The organism is Uliginosibacterium gangwonense DSM 18521 (genome assembly GCF_000373965.1).
GTDB lineage: Bacteria > Pseudomonadota > Gammaproteobacteria > Burkholderiales > Rhodocyclaceae > Uliginosibacterium > Uliginosibacterium gangwonense.
The window spans coordinates 24408-41788 of record NZ_KB892836.1 but is presented as its reverse complement, the minus strand read 5'-3'; the positions used below and the strand labels follow the sequence as shown (position 1 = coordinate 41788).

The following is a 17381-nucleotide window of genomic DNA, read 5'->3' as shown; positions in this document are numbered from 1 at the left end:
TGTTGAGCCTGAAGTGAAGCTTGTCAAGCTGCGGACTCCGCGCAAAAAAGCAATCTTGATCCCGGTGGACGTGCAGTTGGAGCTGCCCATTGCACCTGTTGAGCTTGAGCCAACGCCAGTACCAGCACTCGCACCTGTTTCTGCCCCCGTTTCAAGACCTGCGCCTACGGTTGTGACGTCTGCCGTTCCAGTCCAGGCACCAACCCAGGTGCAACCTAGCGCTGATTCCGACGACGATTATCTGAGTGATGATTATCGCAACGATGCTTATCCCGGTGGCAGCAAGGATGATGAAGAATTTGACGAAAATGAGGATGACAGTCAATTGGCCTTTCTCCACCGTATCAACCAGCCCGGCGTAGTTGGCGGCGAACCCGCAGCAACAGGGCATGGCGGGCGCAAGGGGGCACAACCCCAGGCCCGTAATGGCAAGAGTGAACTGCTGGATGCCGAGGGGGAGCGCATCCAGAAAGTGCTGGCCGCTGCCGGGTATGCCTCACGCCGTGAGGTGGAAGATTGGATCATGGCCGGGCGTGTGAGCGTCAACGGCATGCCATCTTTCCTGGGGCAGAAAATCGTGCCGGGGGACCGCGTCAAGGTCAATGGCAGGCTCATCAACGTGCGCTTTGCCGAGCGCGCTGCGCGCGTGCTGGTCTATCACAAGCCGGAAGGCGAGATCGTATCGCGTGATGACCCGGAGGGTCGCCCCAGCGTATTTGATCGCCTGCCTATGCTCAAGCGTGGGCGCTGGATCGCCATCGGCCGTCTGGACTTCAACACTTCTGGTTTGCTGCTGTTTACCGATGATGGTGAGCTGGCCAACCGTATGATGCATCCGCGCTATGAGCTGGATCGTGAATACGCCGTGCGCCTGATGGGCGAGCTGAGCGATGAACAGATCAAGCAATTGCTCGATGGCATTCAACTGGAAGATGGTCTGGCAAAGTTCGGCACTGTTCGCCCTGAAGGCGGCGACGGGGCTAACCGCTGGTATCGCGTCACCATCTCCGAAGGCCGCAACCGCGAAGTCCGGCGCATGTTTGAAAGCCTGGGCTTGACGGTCAGCCGCCTGATGCGGGTGCGGTATGGCCCGGTGGAGTTGCCGCGTCGCCTCAAGCGTGGCATGTATGAAGAAATGGCTGCCGATCTGGTACAGCGTTTGACCGGCAAGCCGGTCGAGAAGCGTCAGGTTCGTCCGCAAGACCAGCGCAAGCCCAAGGGCCCGCGCAGCACGCGGCCACATCCGGTCAAGGAGGGGGGGGGGAGTGGTGGTGCCCCCAGGCCGCAAGCCGCGATGGGGCCGAAGCCGAATGCCAACAACCACGATCACGCGAATAACCGTGACAATGCCAATAGCCCCAATAATGGCGGCAAGCATAACAACGGCAAGCGTCGCTCGCGCGGACCTCGGCGTATTCGGCCCTCGGGCGGGCCTCCCAGGGAAGCTTGATCAGTCGTTTGCTTTTGCATCCCAATCCTCTAGATGAGGGTTGGGAATGTGTCATAGCGATTTACTGCGCGCCTTCAACGTGTTATGATCGCTTTGTTTTGTTGATTCGGGCTGGCTGACCTCGCAAGAGGTGCGTTCGGTTCGGTTATCGAGATGGGCATTGTGCCCATTTTTTATTTGTGGCGCCGGAATGGATCTAGTACAGATTGTTGAGCAAGCGGTAAATGGCCTTGGATATGAACTCGTGGATATCGAGATGTCCCCCAAGGCTAGACTGCTGCGCGTGTTTATCGATATCGAACGCGGAGTGAATGTGGATGACTGTGCCACAGTAAGCAGTCATCTGCAGCGCGTGTTTGAAGTTGAAAATGTCGATTACGATCGTCTGGAAATATCATCCCCAGGGCTTGATCGGCCATTGAAGAAACAGGCTGATTTTGAACGCTTTGCTGGGCAGAACGTGCAGATCCGGGTGCGTATCCCTGTGGGCAATCAGCGTAATTTTGCTGGTGTCCTTGAAGGGGTGCGTGACGGTACTGTGGTCGTTCGGACCGAAAAGGGCGAGTTCGCTTTTCCGCTGGATCAGGTGGATAAGGCGCGTCTGGTGCCGAAGTTTTGATTGAGTTCGCTTTCAGGGGATAGAAACAATGAGCCGCGAAGTGTTGCTGCTTGTCGACGCTCTGGCACGCGAAAAGAACGTGTCCAAAGAAATCGTCTTTACTGCGCTGGAAATGGCGCTTGCTTCTGCAACCAAGAAGTGGATTCATGACGACGCAGATGTGAGGGTTTCGATCAACCGTGAAACGGGCGATTACGAAGCTTTCCGGCGCTGGGAAGTCTTGCTTGATGCAGAAGTTGAAAATGATGAAGCCCAGATGGGGGTCATCGATGCACGCGAGCAATTCCCGGATATCCAGATTGGGGAATTCATTGAAGAGCCGCTTGAGCCGGTCGATTTTGGTCGCATCGGCGCCCAGGCCGCCAAGCAGGTGATTCTGCAAAAAATCCGCGACGCCGAGCGTGAGCAGATTCTCAATGATTTCTTGGAGCGCCAGGAAAGCCTGGTGGTTGGTTCGGTCAAGCGCATCGAGCGTGGCAACGCCATTATCGAAGTGGGCCGGATGGAAGCCGTCCTGCCGCGTGACCAACAGATTCCGAAAGAAAACCTGCGGGTTGGCGATCGTGTGCGCGCCTTCTTGTTGCGCATCGACCGTGGTGCCCGTGGCCCGCAATTGGTGCTCTCGCGTAGCGCTCCGCAGTTCATCATGAAGCTGTTTGAGCTCGAAGTGCCGGAAATTGAAGACGGCCTTCTGGAGATCAAGGCGGCTGCGCGTGATGCAGGTTTGCGTGCCAAGATTGCTGTCAAGGCCAATGATTCACGCATTGACCCCATCGGTACCTGCGTGGGCCTGCGTGGCTCCCGCGTGACCGCTGTGCGCAATGAGCTGGGTGGCGAGAACGTTGATATTGTGCTGTGGTCGCCTGAGGCCGCCCAGTTCGTGATCAACGCCCTGGCGCCTGCCGAAGTCAGCTCCATCGTGGTGGATGAAGAAGCACACTCGATGGATGTGGTGGTGGATGATAACAATCTGGCCATGGCTATCGGCCGTGGTGGTCAGAACGTCAAGCTGGCTTCTGAGCTGACCGGCTGGAATATCAACCTGATGACGGTTGAGGATGCCGCCCAGAAGAGCGAAGTAGAGCGTGGTCGCCTGCGTGCGCTGTTCTGCGACAAGATGGATGTGGATGAAGAAGTGGCCGACATTCTGATCGAGGAAGGTTTCTCCTCGCTGGAAGAAGTTGCCTACGTGCCGATTGCCGAAATGCTTGAGATTGAAGCCTTCGACGAAGACACGGTAAATGAGTTGCGTCAGCGCGCACGCAATGTGTTGCTGACCGAAGCCATCGTGAATGAAGAGCAGTTAGAAGGTGTTTCTGACGACCTGCTCAGCATCGATGGTATGGATAAGGCGCTGGCGGCAAGTCTCGCCAAGGCCAATGTGAAGACACGCGACGACCTTGCAGATCTGGCGGTCGATGAGTTGGTCGAGATCGGTTCGATCGACGAGGCGCGTGCCAAGGATCTGATTACCAAGGCGCGTGCGCATTGGTTCGAGTAAAGAGCGGGGAGGGAAGTACACGATGGCCCAAATGAGTGTGGCGGATTTCGCTACTGAATTGAAAATGCCCATACAGGCGCTGCTCGAACAATTCGGGAAGGCTGGTGTGGCGAATAAGGGTCCGTCCGACCTCGTCAGCGAGCAGGATAAGGCTCGTTTGCTCGAATATCTGCGTAAGGCCCATGGCGATTCGCTCGCCAAGTCCAAGATTACCTTGACTCGCAAACAGACCTCCGAGATCAAGTCTGCTGACGCCACCGGTAAGGCTCGCACTATCCAGGTTGAGGTTCGCAAGAAGCGGGTTTTCGTCAAGCGCGATGAGAATGCGCCTGAAGAGACCGTGGAGCAGGATGCTACATTGGAGGTACAACCCAGCGTTGTTGAGCCTGAGGTCGCCGCTCCCGTGGTTGTGGCTGAAGTCTCTGCACCGGAGCCGGAGATTGTTGCTGCGCCCGCGCCTCAGCCTGAACCAAAGCCCGAGCCCGCACCGGTTGTAGAGCCTGCTCCGCAACCTGAACCGGAGCCCAAGCCTGAGCCGGTTCCCGAACCTAAGCCCGAGCCGAAACCAGAACCTGTGCCTGAACCCAAGCCGGAACCTGTCATGGAGCCCAAACCCGCTCCGGCACCTGAACCCAAAGCAGAGCCGGTGGTCGCGCCCGTGGCAGCCAAGGAGCCGACACCTGCGGCGCCAGCAAAGCCCCATAGTCGCGCTACCGTCGTGCAGAAACCTGCCGAAGCATCAGCTGCACCGCGTCCTATGACCAATAGTGAGCGTGAAGCGATGCGGCACCGTGAGCTGTTGGCGCGTCAGGCTGCCGAGCTGAAGGAAAAGCAGGAGCGCATTGCGGCCCGCAAGACTGCGGAGGAGGTTGCCCGCAAGGCGGCTGAAGCCAAGGCTGTTGCCGACGCGGCGGCGGCTGCGCGTCCAAAGCCCGCTCCTGCTGCGCCTCAGGCCCGCAAGGATTCTGGCAATACATTGCACAAGCCTGCCAAGGCTGCTGATGCGAATGCTGGTAAAAAGCAACCAGGGCAGCCCGCTTCCAAGGGTAACAACAATCCGGGCTGGAAACAGGATGATGCCAAGAAGCGCGGCAGCATCAAGACCCGTGGCGATACAGCGGGCGGCGCAGGCGGCTGGCGTGGCGGCAAGGGGGGGGGCAAGCATGGCGGTGGCCGTCATGGCAATAATGAGCAGTCACAGTTCCAGGCTCCGACCGAACCTGTTGCGCGTGAAGTTCACGTGCCTGAGACCATCAGCGTGGCTGATTTGGCCCACAAGATGTCGGTGAAGGCGACCGAAGTCATCAAGAAGATGATGATGTTGGGTCAGATGGTGACCATCAACCAGGTGCTTGACCAGGAAACCGCGATGATCGTGGTTGAAGAGTTGGGGCACGTCGCTGTTGCAGCCAAGCTGGATGATCCGGAAGCCTTCCTGGTCGATGGTACAGAAGCGCAAGATGTGAAGCTGGAACCGCGTGCGCCGGTGGTGACCATCATGGGTCACGTCGACCACGGCAAGACCTCTTTGCTTGACCACATCCGCCGTACCAAGGTGGCAGCGGGTGAAGCGGGCGGGATCACGCAGCACATTGGTGCCTACCATGTGAAAACGCCGCGTGGCGTGATTTCCTTCCTGGATACCCCGGGGCACGAAGCCTTTACGGCCATGCGTGCACGGGGTGCCAAGGCAACCGACATTGTGATTCTAGTGGTGGCTGCCGACGACGGTGTGATGCCCCAGACCAAGGAAGCTATTCACCACGCCAAGGCCGCAGGTGTGCCAATCGTGGTGGCGGTCAACAAGATCGACAAGCCCGAAGCCAACCCAGAGCGCGTCAAGCAGGAACTGGTGGCTGAAGGCGTGGTGCCGGAAGAGTACGGTGGTGATTCTCCATTCTGCCCGGTGTCTGCCAAGACGGGGCAAGGGATTGATGAACTGCTCGAAAACGTCCTGCTGCAGGCTGAAGTGCTGGAACTCAAGGCCGCTGTCGAGGCGCCTGCCAAGGGGCTGATCATTGAGGCCCGTCTGGACAAGGGCCGTGGCCCAGTCGCAACCATGCTGGTGCTCAGTGGCACCCTGCGTCGTGGTGACGTGGTGCTGGCAGGGGCAACCTTCGGCAGGGTTCGCGCCATGCTGGATGAGAACGGTAAGTCGATCAACGAAGCCGGTCCGTCGATTCCCGTGGAAATCCTCGGCTTGTCCGATGTGCCGGGTGCCGGTGATGAGGCGATGGGCATGACTGACGAGCGCCGTGCCCGTGAAATTGCCCTGTTCCGTCAAGGCAAGTTCCGCGATGTGAAGCTGGCCAAGCAGCAGGCCGCCAAGCTCGAATCCATCATGGATCAGATGAAGGAAGGCGAGACCAAGTCGCTGGCCTTGATCGTCAAGGCAGACGTGCAGGGTTCGCAAGAAGCCTTGGTGCATGCCTTGGCCAAGCTGTCGAACGAGGAAGTCCGCGTCAATGTCATCCACGGTGCGGTGGGCGGCATTTCCGAGTCCGACGTCAATCTGGCGCAGGCTTCCGGTGCTGTCATTATCGGCTTCAACACCCGTGCTGATGCCAATGCCCGCAAGCTCGCAGAGAGCTTCGGTGTGGATATCCGCTACTACAACATCATTTACGATGCTGTGGATGAAGTGAAGTCGGCGCTGTCTGGCATGTTGGCACCAGAAAAACGCGAACAGGTCATCGGTACGGTGGAGATCCGTCAGGTCTTCGTCATCTCGAAGGTGGGTTCGATTGCCGGTTGTTATGTGCTCGACGGTGTGATCAAGCGTTCTTCGCGTGTTCGCGTACTGCGCAATCACGTGGTGATGCATGATGGCGAGTTGGAGTCGCTCAAGCGCTTTAAGGATGACGTTAAGGAAGTCAAGTCAGCCTACGAATGTGGTCTGTCCTTGAAGAATTTCAACGACATCCAGGTTGGTGATCAACTGGAAGTGTACGAAATCCAGGAAATTGCCCGCACGTTGTAATTGCGTCGCCACTGAATGCGGCGGCAAGCGGGCCCTGCGGGGCCCGTTTGTTTTCAGCGTGTATTAGTATAGGAGGCGGATATGCCTAAGGAATTTTCTCGCAGCGCCCGGGTGGCCGAACAAATCAAACGCGAGCTGGCTGAATTGATCCGGCTTGAAGTCAAAGATCCGCGTGTGGGTTTTATTTCGCTCACCGATGTGGAATTGACGCCGGACTATGCACACGCCAAGGTGTATTTCACCTCGATGAATGGCGAGGAGGGGTTGGAGTCCATTCTCATCGGGCTCAAGCGCGCCAGCGGCTTCTTGCGCCGCGAGCTGCGCCGCAGGGTGCGTATCCATACCACCCCGGAATTGCATTTTGTATATGACAACTCGATCATCGAAGGCAATCGTCTTTCTGCCCTGATTGATGAGGCTATTGCAACTGACAGGGCACATGAGCCTGAGGACGATGCATCGCCCGAAGGACAAGACTCGCAGGCATGACTCAGACACCCATACGTAAACGTTGGCAGAATGTAGACGGTGTACTTCTGCTGGATAAACCCGGTGGCTTGAGTTCCAACGACGCGCTGCAAAAGGTGCGCAGGTTGTTTTCTGCCGCCAAGGCGGGTCATACCGGCACACTTGACCCGATGGCGACTGGCTTGTTACCGCTGTGCTTTGGCGAGGCAACCAAGTTTTCCAATCGCTTGCTTGAAGCCGACAAGACCTATGAGGCGGTGATGCGCCTGGGGCAAACCACTACGACAGGCGACGCCGAGGGCGAGATTCTGCGCGAACGTCCGGTGGATGTCAGTGAGGCGGCGCTGGATGCTATGGAGTTGCGTTTTTGGGGCGAGATTGAACAAATCCCGCCCATGCATTCGGCGCTCAAGCATCAAGGCCGTGCCTTGTACGAGTACGCCAGGGCGGGGATTGAGATTGAGCGTGAAAAGCGCCGTGTTGTGATCATTTCACTGGATATCCAGTGGCGCAATGGCAATGACGTGGCTTTTTCCGTGCGATGCAGCAAGGGTACCTATGTGCGGACCCTGGCTGAAGACATGGGAGAAGCCTTGGGATGTGGCGCGCATCTGATTGCCTTGCGTCGTACCGCCATCGGTGAGCTGGATGTGCAGTCAGCCCATACGCTTGAGGCGCTGACTGAGATTGATGAAAGCCAGCGTGGTACTCTGCTGGCGCCGCCAGATGCCCTTTTGGCACATCTACCAGCGGTAAATCTGGACGAGCAGGGCGTGCAACGGATCATGCACGGCCAGCCAACCATGCTGCCCTGCGCTGCAGGGGAAGTGCGCATGTATGGCGGAGAAGGAAATTTTCTGGGCCTGGGGCTGGCCGATGGCGCAGGGGGACTCAAACCTGTGCGCTTGTTGGCCAGTCAGGCGGGTTGAAAAAAGGGGGCACTGAATCAAGTGCTTGTGTTAATGCAGCAGGCTTGTATATAATCACCAGCTTGCTAAAAGGACAATCGTTTCAAGAGACAGAATATGGCTATTGCTACCGAACAAAAAGCGCAAATCGTTGCTGACTTTCAGCGCGCCGCTGGCGACACTGGTTCCCCCGAGGTGCAGGTTGCGCTGCTGACCGCTCGCATCAACGGCCTGACCGATCACTTCAAGGCCAACGTTAAGGATCACCATTCCCGTCGTGGTCTGCTCAAGATGGTTAGTCAGCGTCGCAAGCTGCTGGACTACCTGAAGAAGAAGAACTTCCAAGGTTACCGCGCCCTGATCGAGCGCCTCGGCCTGCGCAAGTAATCAGTAATGCTCTCTAAAGCGTCCAATCAGCGCGGGCTGGCCCCGCGTTGACACGGCAAAGCCGGCGCTAGCCTGTTAGGCACGCCGGCTTTTTTGCGTTTTTTTGGCATGCATGTGTATGCGTGTTGTGCCAGGACGCTTTTGGACAATACTTAAATGGGTCGCATCGTTCGATGATGACCGTTATCGAATAAGAAAGGAATTTCCGTGCCTACTGCTATCAAGAAAAGCTTTCAGTACGGTCAACATACCGTAACCTTCGAAACGGGCGAGGTTGCCCGTCAAGCGCATGGTGCCGTGATCGTGACCATGGATGACACCGTGGTGCTGGCTACTGTTGTGGGTGCCAAGGATGCCAAGCCTGGTCAGGACTTTTTTCCGCTGACCGTTGATTACATGGAGAAGTTCTACGCTGCGGGTCGTATTCCCGGGGGCTTCTTCAAGCGTGAAGGCCGTCCGACCGAGAAGGAAACGCTGACTTCCCGTCTGATCGACCGCCCGATCCGCCCGCTTTTCCCGGATGGCTTCTACAACGAGGTTCAGGTTGTGGCCACCGTGCTGTCGCAAAACCCGGAAGTCGATGGCGATATTCCCGCCATGCTGGCTACCTCGGCCGCGCTGGCTGTTTCCGGCATCCCCTTCAATGGTCCGATTGGCGCTGCCCGCGTGGGTTATGTCGATGGCCAGTACATCCTGAACCCGACTGTGACCCAACTGCAATCCAGCCAGATGGATCTGGTGGTTGCAGGTACGGAAGTCGGCGTGCTGATGGTGGAATCCGAAGCTTCCGAGCTGTCCGAAGACGTGATGCTGGGCGCTGTCGTGTTCGGCCACCAACAAATGCAAGCCGCCATCCAAGCCATCCATGAACTGGTTGAAGTGGCTGGCAAGCCTGAATGGGAATGGACTGCTCCGGCCAAGGACGAAGCCCTGGTGGCTCGCGTCAAGGAAGTGGCCCAGGCTGATCTGGAAGCCGCTTTTGGCACCACCAGCAAGTCTGCCCGGAGCGACATGCTCAAGGCCGTTACCAAAAAGGCGATTGCGGCCTTGGTAACTGGTGAAGAAGGCGCGCCCAGCGACAACACCGTCAAGAACGTGTTGTTCGAGCTGGAATCCGCCATTGTGCGTAACCGTATCCTGGCCGGTGAGCCGCGTATCGACGGGCGCGACACGCGCACCGTGCGCCCCATCACCATCCGTACCGGCGTGCTGCCGCGCACCCACGGTTCCGCGTTGTTCACGCGCGGCGAAACCCAGGCTCTGGTTGTGACCACACTGGGTACGGGCCGCGATGAGCAAGTTATCGATGCGATTGCGGGCGAGTACAAGGAGCGCTATATGCTCCATTACAACTTCCCCCCGTACTCCACCGGTGAAACGGGTCGCGTGGGTTCTCCCAAGCGCCGTGAAATCGGCCACGGTCGTTTGGCCAAGCGTGCCCTGGCTGCCGTGCTGCCCAGCGCCAAGGAATTTGCCTATACCATCCGTGTGGTTTCCGAAATCATGGAATCCAATGGTTCCTCCTCAATGGCTTCCGTCTGTGGCGGTTCGCTGTCGATGATGGACGCCGGTGTGCCGTTGAAGGAACCTGTTGCGGGTATCGCCATGGGCCTGATCAAGGACGGTGGCCGCTTCGCTGTGCTGACTGACATTTTGGGTGACGAAGATCACCTGGGTGACATGGACTTCAAGGTGGCGGGTACCCGCAATGGTGTGACTGCACTGCAGATGGACCTGAAGATCGATTCCATCTCGCCTGCCATCATGAACAAGGCGCTGGATCAGGCCAAGGAAGGCCGTATGCACATCCTCGGCCTGATGGAACAGTCGATCAGCAAGCCCCAGGAACTCTCCGAATTCGCTCCGCGCATGACCACCTTCAAGATCAATCCGGAAAAGATCCGTGACGTGATCGGCAAGGGCGGCGCTGTGATCCGTGCGCTGACCGAAGAGACCGGCTGCATCATTGATATTCAGGATGATGGCACCGTGACTCTGTCGTCAAACGACCAGCTCAAGGCTGACGAAGCCCGTCGCCGCATTGACGCGATCACCGCCGATGTGGAAGTCGGCAAGATCTACGAAGGCCCGGTCATCCGCATCCTGGACTTCGGCGCTATCGTCAACATCATGCCGGGCCGTGATGGTCTGTTGCACGTATCCCAGATCGCCAAAGAACGCGTCAACAACGTTTCTGACTACCTCAAGGAAGGTCAGGTCGTGCGCGTCAAGGTGCTGGAAACCGACGAAAAGGGCAAGGTCAAGCTGTCCATGAAAGCGCTGCTGAGCGAAGAACCGGCACAACAGTAAGCTTTGTTGTACAGGTGTTTCGCAAAAGGACGCTTCGGCGTCCTTTTTCTTTATCATCGTGATTGTGAAAAGAATCTTCTGCCTCCTTCTGGCTGTGCTCTGCCTGCAAATCTCGGCAGCGGGCACTGAACGCCAGATGCACCCTGCAGTGTCTCGCCTGCCTAGGCAGATGGTCTGGGCCTGGGAGCGTGCTGAGGATTTACGCTGGTTGCCCGCTGAGGTGGGGGTGGCGTATGTGGCGCTTGTCATCGAGCTGGATGGTCGGAGAATACATCTACGCCCACGTTCCCGCCCCTTGCTGCTGAGGTCTGAGACACCTTTGGTTCCGGTGATCCATGTTGATGCGCTGTGGCATCCTTCACCCTCGCTGAGTGGCAAGCAGCGCGATGCGATAGTGGGTCAGGTGCTGCGTTTGGCGGGTGCGGGCAACCAGAAGGTGGTGCAACTCGATTTTGAAGTCAGGCGCTCACAACGCGCGTTTCTTGAAGAGCTTGTCAAAAGAATCAGGGCCGGTTTGCCGCGCGATTACGCCTTGTCAGTGACTGCACTGGCATCCTGGTGCGCAGGAGATTATTGGCTGGATCAACTGCAGGCTGATGAGATCGTTCCCATGGCATTCAGAATGGGAAATGATGACAAAGAGATACGCGCCCTGCTTGCGGGGCAGCCACATTTTACGCGTGAACGTTGCACGACTGCGGTAGGGCTGGCGACCGATGAGCCTCCGATCAGAGTGAATAGCTTGCGGCGCTATCTCTTTTCACCTGTGCCATGGTCCGAAGAAATCTGGCAGAAGAATCATAATTTGACGCTGTTTTGATTCTTGAGGCGATGGCTACAACTATTCACAGAAAAACCTGTCTATGCTACACAAGTTATAAGTGAAGACGGGCAAGGCTGGCAAAAGCACGTACTATTCAGTGTAGAGAATGACTTTTTCTATGTCGTTCGGACTAGTGCTTGGTTTTGGAGGTTTTGTGTCAGATATGGGGTCAGCTCGACAGACGTTGTTTGCCGCCCGCGTCCAGGAGCTTTTGATTGACGAACATCTGGACAAGAGCCAGCACGCCTATCTGGCTTCACTCATGGCCAGCATAATCATTTTGATTGTGTTCTATGACGCGATTAAGCCTGTTTGGATACTGCTTGCCTGGATGGCAGCGCTTAATGGCATTTCACTGATTCGTCATCGTCTTGCCAGGGTTTGGCGCACAGATATCGATCGTCTGTTCAAGGCTTCCGCATGGGAGCGAAAAATCGCTTTGCTTTCAGCATGCTCAGGGGCTCTTTGGAGTGTGCCTTGCATTCTTCTGCTCTATTACGGCAATGAAGAGTATCGCCTGATTATAGCCATGTGTTTGATGGGGGTTGCAGCGGGTGGCGTATTGTCCTTATCAATTTTGCTTTCGGCATACAGCGCTTTTTATTTATGCATGCTGCTACCCAGTATTGCCTGCTTTTTGCTGCAACCGGGAACCTTGTTGCACTGGACAGCATTCATTTTGTCGATGTTCCTGATTGTCATGATGATCAACGGGTGGCGTGCTTCCAAAGAGGTTCGCCAAGCCATGCGGCTTCGGCTCGAACTGGCCGCCGCTGTAGAGGAAGCACAAACGGCCCGCCGACATGCGGAAGAAGCCAATCTAGCCAAGAGCCGTTTCCTGTCAAATATATCGCATGAGTTGAGAACACCGATTCATGCCATCCTTGGGTTTGCACAATTAGGTGGAGAACGAGCGCAGGATCAAAAGATTCGTGACTACTTCAATCGCATCCGTCTGAGTGGTAACCGTTTGCTGGCGCTGATCAATGATCTGCTTGATCTATCAAGGCTTGAAGCAGGCCGTCTGGATATGCATTTTCAGAAACATGCGCTCGTGCCACTTGTCGAAGCGGCTGTGCACGAGATTGAGTCCTTGCTGAATGAACGCGGCCTTAAAGTAGCGCTCCACGCACAACCGGATCTGCCCCCCGTGGTTTGCGATGCTTTGCGCGTGGGGCAGGTGGTGCATAATCTCTTGTCCAATGCTGTGAAATTTTCCCCTAAAGGCGGTGACATTACGATTGATGTGGCGATGCACGCTGAGCATGACAGGGTTTGTTGCTTTGCTATAAAAGATCAAGGGCCAGGGATTCCTGAGGATGAGTTGGAGCTTGTATTTGATGAATTCGTCCAAAGCAGCAAAACCAGTACCGGAGCAGGAGGGTCTGGTTTAGGGCTGGCAATCAGTCGTCGTATCATCACCGCCCATCATGGGCGCATCTACGCCCACAACAGGCGTGAGGGTGGGGCAGAGTTTGTTTTTGAGCTACCACTGACTCAGCCTGGCAGCGTAGCGATCAATGCGTGAATTGGCCGCCATTGATATTCAGAATCTGTCCTGTGATATAGCCGCTGCAAGCGAGTGAGGCAAAGAACAGCTAGGCGGGCGCCATTTCCTCTGTTGTGCCGAAACGCTCTATAGGAATGCCTTCGCTGATTGCTGCGCGCACCTCTGGGTTTTCATGAGCGGACGATATGCGCGGATCAGCGGGCGTGTGTTGAGTGGGAACTTTTTGATAGGAGGCATTTCCGACGAAATGCATTTTGTTTTCATCGGGATTCAGGCACATTGCGCGTGGAAGTGAAGATCATATTTTGGCTGAAGGAATGGTGTTCCATGCGCGTCTCAAAGTTTGTGGGGCTGAAAGTCTTGGCTTGTCTTTCATCTTTCGCGCTGTCGGGGTGTGGTGGCGGTGGAAGTGGTGGAAGCGATAGCTCACCGTCTACATCAGCTTCCAGCCCAATAAGTGTCTCAACGATCTGGCAGGCCGGTTCATCGGCCAGTTTTAATCTGCAATTGACGGGTACGCTGGACACTTCTGTTGTTGCAGATGTCTATGACATAGATCTGTTTGACAACAGTGCGGCCACTATTGTCAGCCTAAAACAGCAAGGACGCCGGGTGGTGTGCTATTTCTCTGCGGGCAGCGGGGAGAATTGGCGTTCGGATTATACGAAGTTTGCTACGGGGGATTTGGGCAACGGTTTGGCGGGCTGGGCCAATGAGAAATGGCTGGATACCCGCTCCGCTACTGTGCGCAGCGTGATGCTTGCGCGCATGGATCTTGCGGTGAGCAAAGGGTGTGACGGGGTTGATCCGGACAATGTTGATGGCTACAGCAATTCCACAGGCTTTGCCCTAACGGCCGCTACCCAGTTGGATTACAACAAATTTCTGGCTACGGCAGCACATGCCAGAGGCTTGGCCATTGGCCTGAAGAACGATGTGGCTCAGCTTGGTGGTCTTGTGGGTGATTACGAATTTGCCGTCAATGAACAATGCCATCAGTATAGTGAATGTTCCGCCTATTCTGCTTTCACTTCGCGGGGTAAGCCTGTTTTGAATGTTGAATATAACAGCACGTATGTCAACAACACCAATGGTGCCTTTGATTCCCTGTGTGTGAGTGCCGCCCAGGATAAACTCTATACAGTTGTTTATGCCTCACTTTTGGATGGAAGTTACCGCAAGAGTTGTAAGTAAGGCGGTCAATCAGCGGTTTTCTGCGGCGCTTGCCTGCTTCCAGGCCGGTATATCAGATTATCTTACAGCTACCTTTTCATTCTGGAGGGAATCGTTCGGTGATGGCCGTAGCGGTCGCGGTCAGGTCGGCCTCTACCTGGGCGTAGAGTGCGAGGGTTTTCTCCTTGTTTGAGGTCTTGCTGCTTTGCTCAAGGGCCGCAGCGCTATGCTGCAAGCGTTTGGCGCCAAGGGTTCCTGCCACGCCTTTGAGGGAGTGGGCATGGCGTATGGCACTTGTAATGTCGGCCCCGTTTAGCGCTGTTTTGAAGCGCTCTGGGAAGTCCAGTTCGCTTTGGAGGAACATGGTGGTGATTTTGCGGTACAGATCCATGTCTCCACCAATCGCATCAAGCGCACTGTCAGGGTCGAGTATTTCTTCGGTGTCTTCAATTTGAGGAGAATGAACGGGGTCGGCGGGTGTCTGGATTTCGTTTGGCGCGTTCCCCTGCTTGGCGTATTTTGAAAGGGTATGGTAGAGAACCTGGGCGTCGATGGGTTTGGTGATGTAGTCATTCATGCCAGCCTGGAGCACCAGTTCCCTGTCCCCCGTAAGGGCATTCGCGGTCATGGCGATGATGGGCAGATCCAGTAGCTGCAGCTCTTTGCGGATATTGCGTGTGGCTTCGTAACCATCCATAACGGGCATCTGGCAGTCCATGAGCACCACCTCGAAGTCTTGCTTGAGGCTGAGGGTTTCAATGGCTTCTACGCCATGGTTGGCGATCTCAAAAACCATGCCTGCCCGGCTGAGGAATTTGCATACCAATTCCTGGTTGATGATGTTGTCTTCAACGACGAGTATGCGCATGTCTTTGAGATTCTCAGGCGGTGGTGTAAGGCTTTTGCCGGATCGGACGGGCTCCCTGTGCCTGATGGCTGTGTTCGGTTGTAGGGCGTCAAGCAGTCTTGTGGTGAGGAGGGGTTTTTCCAGTGTTCGTTCTATCCCCATTTCGTGCAACTCGCGGGCCATCCCCAACAGTTCGTCGCGCATGGCCATGAGTATGATGGGAAGTTTTTCAAACCTGGGGTCTTTGGTGAGGATTCTGGTGATCTCAAGGCCATTGAGCCCGGGCATGCGGTAATCAAGGAGGATAGCGGTCCAGTTTGCGGGTTCTTGCAGTAGACGATCATGCACTTCATTGCTGTAGGTCATGGCTTCAGCATGCCAGCCCAGTGAAGCAAAAGGCTGGCAGATTGCGAGGAAGGATTCCCGTACCCGTTCGTTATCATCAATCAGCAGAATATGCTGATCAGGTGGTATATCGGCGAGCTGGGCTTTTTCTGAGGCTGAGGCGAAGTGGCCAAAACGCGCAGTAAACCAGAAACTACTGCCTTCGCCAAGGCTACTGTTGACACCCATTCCCCCTCCCATCAGGAGCGCCAGTTGCTTGCAGATGGCAAGCCCCAACCCTGTGCCGCCATACTTGCGGGTGGTTGACATATCGGCCTGGCTGAAAGACTGGAACAGGCGGGATACTTGTTCGGGTGAGATGCCTATGCCAGTGTCTTCGACCGTAAAGCGTAATAAGGTCTCTTGTTCGCTGTCTTTGAGTTTCTGGACACGCACCGTGATCTGGCCACGTTCTGTGAATTTGATTGCGTTGCTGATGAGGTTTTGCAGAATCTGGCGCAGGCGCAGTGGGTCTCCGAGTATGCTATCCGGGATGTTCGGGTCAATAAAGAATACCAGATCAAGCTCTTTGGCTTGAAGTGCTGAACTGAAAACATCGATCAGGCTGCTCAATGCCTCCGTGATGCTGAGTTCGACTCGTTCAATGGTCAGTTTGCCCGCTTCGATCTTGGAGAAATCCAGAATGTCGTTCAGGATGCCGAGCAATAGTTCAGCGGAGTGATTGGCCTTGCCGATGTAGTTTTTGAGTTCGTCGGGATCTTGGCTGTCAAGCGCGAGTTGAGTCATGCCGATGATGGCGTTCATCGGGGTGCGGATCTCGTGGCTCATGTTGGCCAGGAATTCGCTCTTGGCATGATTGGCAAGGTCTGCCACTTCGATTGCTTTGCGCAGTTCGTCTTCGGCACGGCGCCGTGCTGCCATGGTATCCAGAAAGTTATTGAACCAGCGTACCAACTCCGATATCTCATCAAGCTGATGCGGTATTTCCAGATGTGCTGTGGGGTCCAGGCGATTGGCCTGGAAGTCGCGGAAACCATCCGATATGCGCCGGATAGGGGCTGCCACGTGACGCAGGTAGAGCCAGATGAAGAAGGCAATCATGCCCAGGCACCCCAGCATGACCAGCCCACCAGTGATGGTGATTTTTTTGACGGGCTCAATTAAGGTTTGTTGAGGAATGACACTGATAACGTACCAGTTTTTCTCGGGAATCAGGCTGTAGTTGACCAAAACGTCCTGGTGATCAAGCCAGACGGGGATGGAACCCGACGGGCCTTGTAGGAGATTGCGGAATTGGGCTTCCAGTGGCTGGCCGATGAGTTCTTTGTCCGGGTGATACAGCAGACGGCCTTTGGCGTCGACCACCAGGATGAAGGAACCGGTACCCAGATCAAGTTTACGGAAATGTTCGTAGAGCTGGTCTGCTGAATAGTTGATCAGCAAAAGTCCGACGGGTTCAAGATCAAGCTTCTTCTCGTTGATGCGTTTGATGATTTTGCTGGCGACGATGACCTTTTTATAGGACGAGGCTGCGTTGACATTGTCTTCTATGCCATGCCAGACGACAGGGTCGGGTGACTGAAGGGACTGTTTGAAAAGTGCATCGCGCAATTCGGTGCGCTTTTCCGACACATCCAGCGTGTCACCCACGTGGAATTGGGTGCCTTGCAAGGTGAATAGGTCGATTGAGACCAAGCCCTTGATGTTGCTATAGCCGCTGAGTATGTAGCCAATGCGTGCCTGAGTGGCGAGTGAATCGTAGGCGCGGTCGTTTTCGTTGCTTGGATCGACAGCGGCGCCGAGTACGCGGTTGATTTCCTCTACGCTGCCAATGTTGGAAGCGAGGTTTTCCACCTGATCCATTTGCAGGTTCAGGTAATCGCGTTGATTGGCCAGCAGCTGTGCGCTGTAGTTGCTGGCCATGGCGAGAATTGTTTTCTTGGCAACATTGCTGGAACTGAATTCCAGGAACAACAACGGCACTACGCTGATCAGCAGCAGGAAGCCTGTGAGTTTGACGGAAATGTTGGCACTGAATTTCATTTCGCTCGCTGCGGCTT

The 17381-nt window shown here is 55.7% G+C and carries 11 protein-coding genes and 1 pseudogene; 11 read left to right on the top strand and 1 reads right to left on the bottom strand.

Annotated features, from left to right (window positions below):
• Positions 1-343: 343 nt before the first annotated feature.
• From rluB to B145_RS0105685, 11 genes and pseudogenes are all read left to right on the top strand, one after another.
• Positions 344-1240, top strand: a pseudogene (gene rluB, locus B145_RS29245) (23S rRNA pseudouridine(2605) synthase RluB); the annotation flags it as partial.
• A gap of 400 nt (positions 1241-1640) precedes the next feature.
• Positions 1641-2069: a ribosome maturation factor RimP gene (gene rimP, locus B145_RS0105735; RefSeq protein ID WP_018605812.1), complete on the top strand. Its 429-nt coding sequence runs from the start codon at positions 1641-1643 to the stop codon at positions 2067-2069.
• 28 nt (positions 2070-2097) lie between these two features.
• The gene (gene nusA / locus B145_RS0105730) at positions 2098-3570 is read left to right on the top strand and encodes a transcription termination factor NusA (RefSeq protein ID WP_018605810.1); all 1473 of its coding nucleotides are present in this window, start codon (positions 2098-2100) and stop codon (positions 3568-3570) included.
• 22 nt (positions 3571-3592) lie between these two features.
• Positions 3593-6550 (top strand): translation initiation factor IF-2, encoded by a 2958-nt coding sequence (gene infB, locus B145_RS0105725; RefSeq protein ID WP_018605808.1) that lies wholly within the window; start codon positions 3593-3595, stop codon positions 6548-6550.
• An 81-nt stretch (positions 6551-6631) separates the two neighbouring features.
• Positions 6632-7039 carry a 30S ribosome-binding factor RbfA gene (gene rbfA, locus B145_RS0105720; RefSeq protein ID WP_018605807.1) on the top strand — a complete coding sequence of 136 codons (408 nt, stop codon included), beginning with the start codon at positions 6632-6634 and terminating at the stop codon, positions 7037-7039.
• Positions 7036-7947 (top strand): tRNA pseudouridine(55) synthase TruB, encoded by a 912-nt coding sequence (truB, locus tag B145_RS0105715; RefSeq protein ID WP_018605806.1) that lies wholly within the window; start codon positions 7036-7038, stop codon positions 7945-7947. Before rbfA ends, truB begins: the two co-directional genes overlap by 4 nt.
• 96 nt (positions 7948-8043) lie before the next feature.
• Entirely contained in the window at positions 8044-8313 is a 270-nt protein-coding gene (gene rpsO, locus B145_RS0105710) for a 30S ribosomal protein S15 (RefSeq protein WP_018605805.1), read from the top strand.
• Positions 8314-8520: 207 nt separating this feature from the next.
• The gene (pnp, locus tag B145_RS0105705) at positions 8521-10623 is read left to right on the top strand and encodes a polyribonucleotide nucleotidyltransferase (RefSeq protein ID WP_018605804.1); all 2103 of its coding nucleotides are present in this window, start codon (positions 8521-8523) and stop codon (positions 10621-10623) included.
• Positions 10624-10687: 64 nt separating this feature from the next.
• The gene (locus B145_RS24555) at positions 10688-11443 is read left to right on the top strand and encodes a hypothetical protein (RefSeq protein WP_157288291.1); all 756 of its coding nucleotides are present in this window, start codon (positions 10688-10690) and stop codon (positions 11441-11443) included.
• A gap of 166 nt (positions 11444-11609) precedes the next feature.
• Complete coding sequence (locus tag B145_RS27265; RefSeq protein WP_169558538.1) at positions 11610-12974, top strand: sensor histidine kinase; 1365 nt, start codon at positions 11610-11612, stop codon at positions 12972-12974.
• A 129-nt stretch (positions 12975-13103) separates the two neighbouring features.
• Positions 13104-14150 carry an endo alpha-1,4 polygalactosaminidase gene (locus B145_RS0105685; protein WP_211209769.1) on the top strand — a complete coding sequence of 349 codons (1047 nt, stop codon included), beginning with the start codon at positions 13104-13106 and terminating at the stop codon, positions 14148-14150.
• 76 nt (positions 14151-14226) lie between these two features.
• Here the strand turns inward: B145_RS0105685 and B145_RS27260 are convergent, their stop codons facing one another.
• Complete coding sequence (locus B145_RS27260) at positions 14227-17364, bottom strand: hybrid sensor histidine kinase/response regulator (RefSeq protein WP_018605796.1); 3138 nt, start codon at positions 17362-17364, stop codon at positions 14227-14229.
• Positions 17365-17381 lie beyond the last annotated feature (17 nt).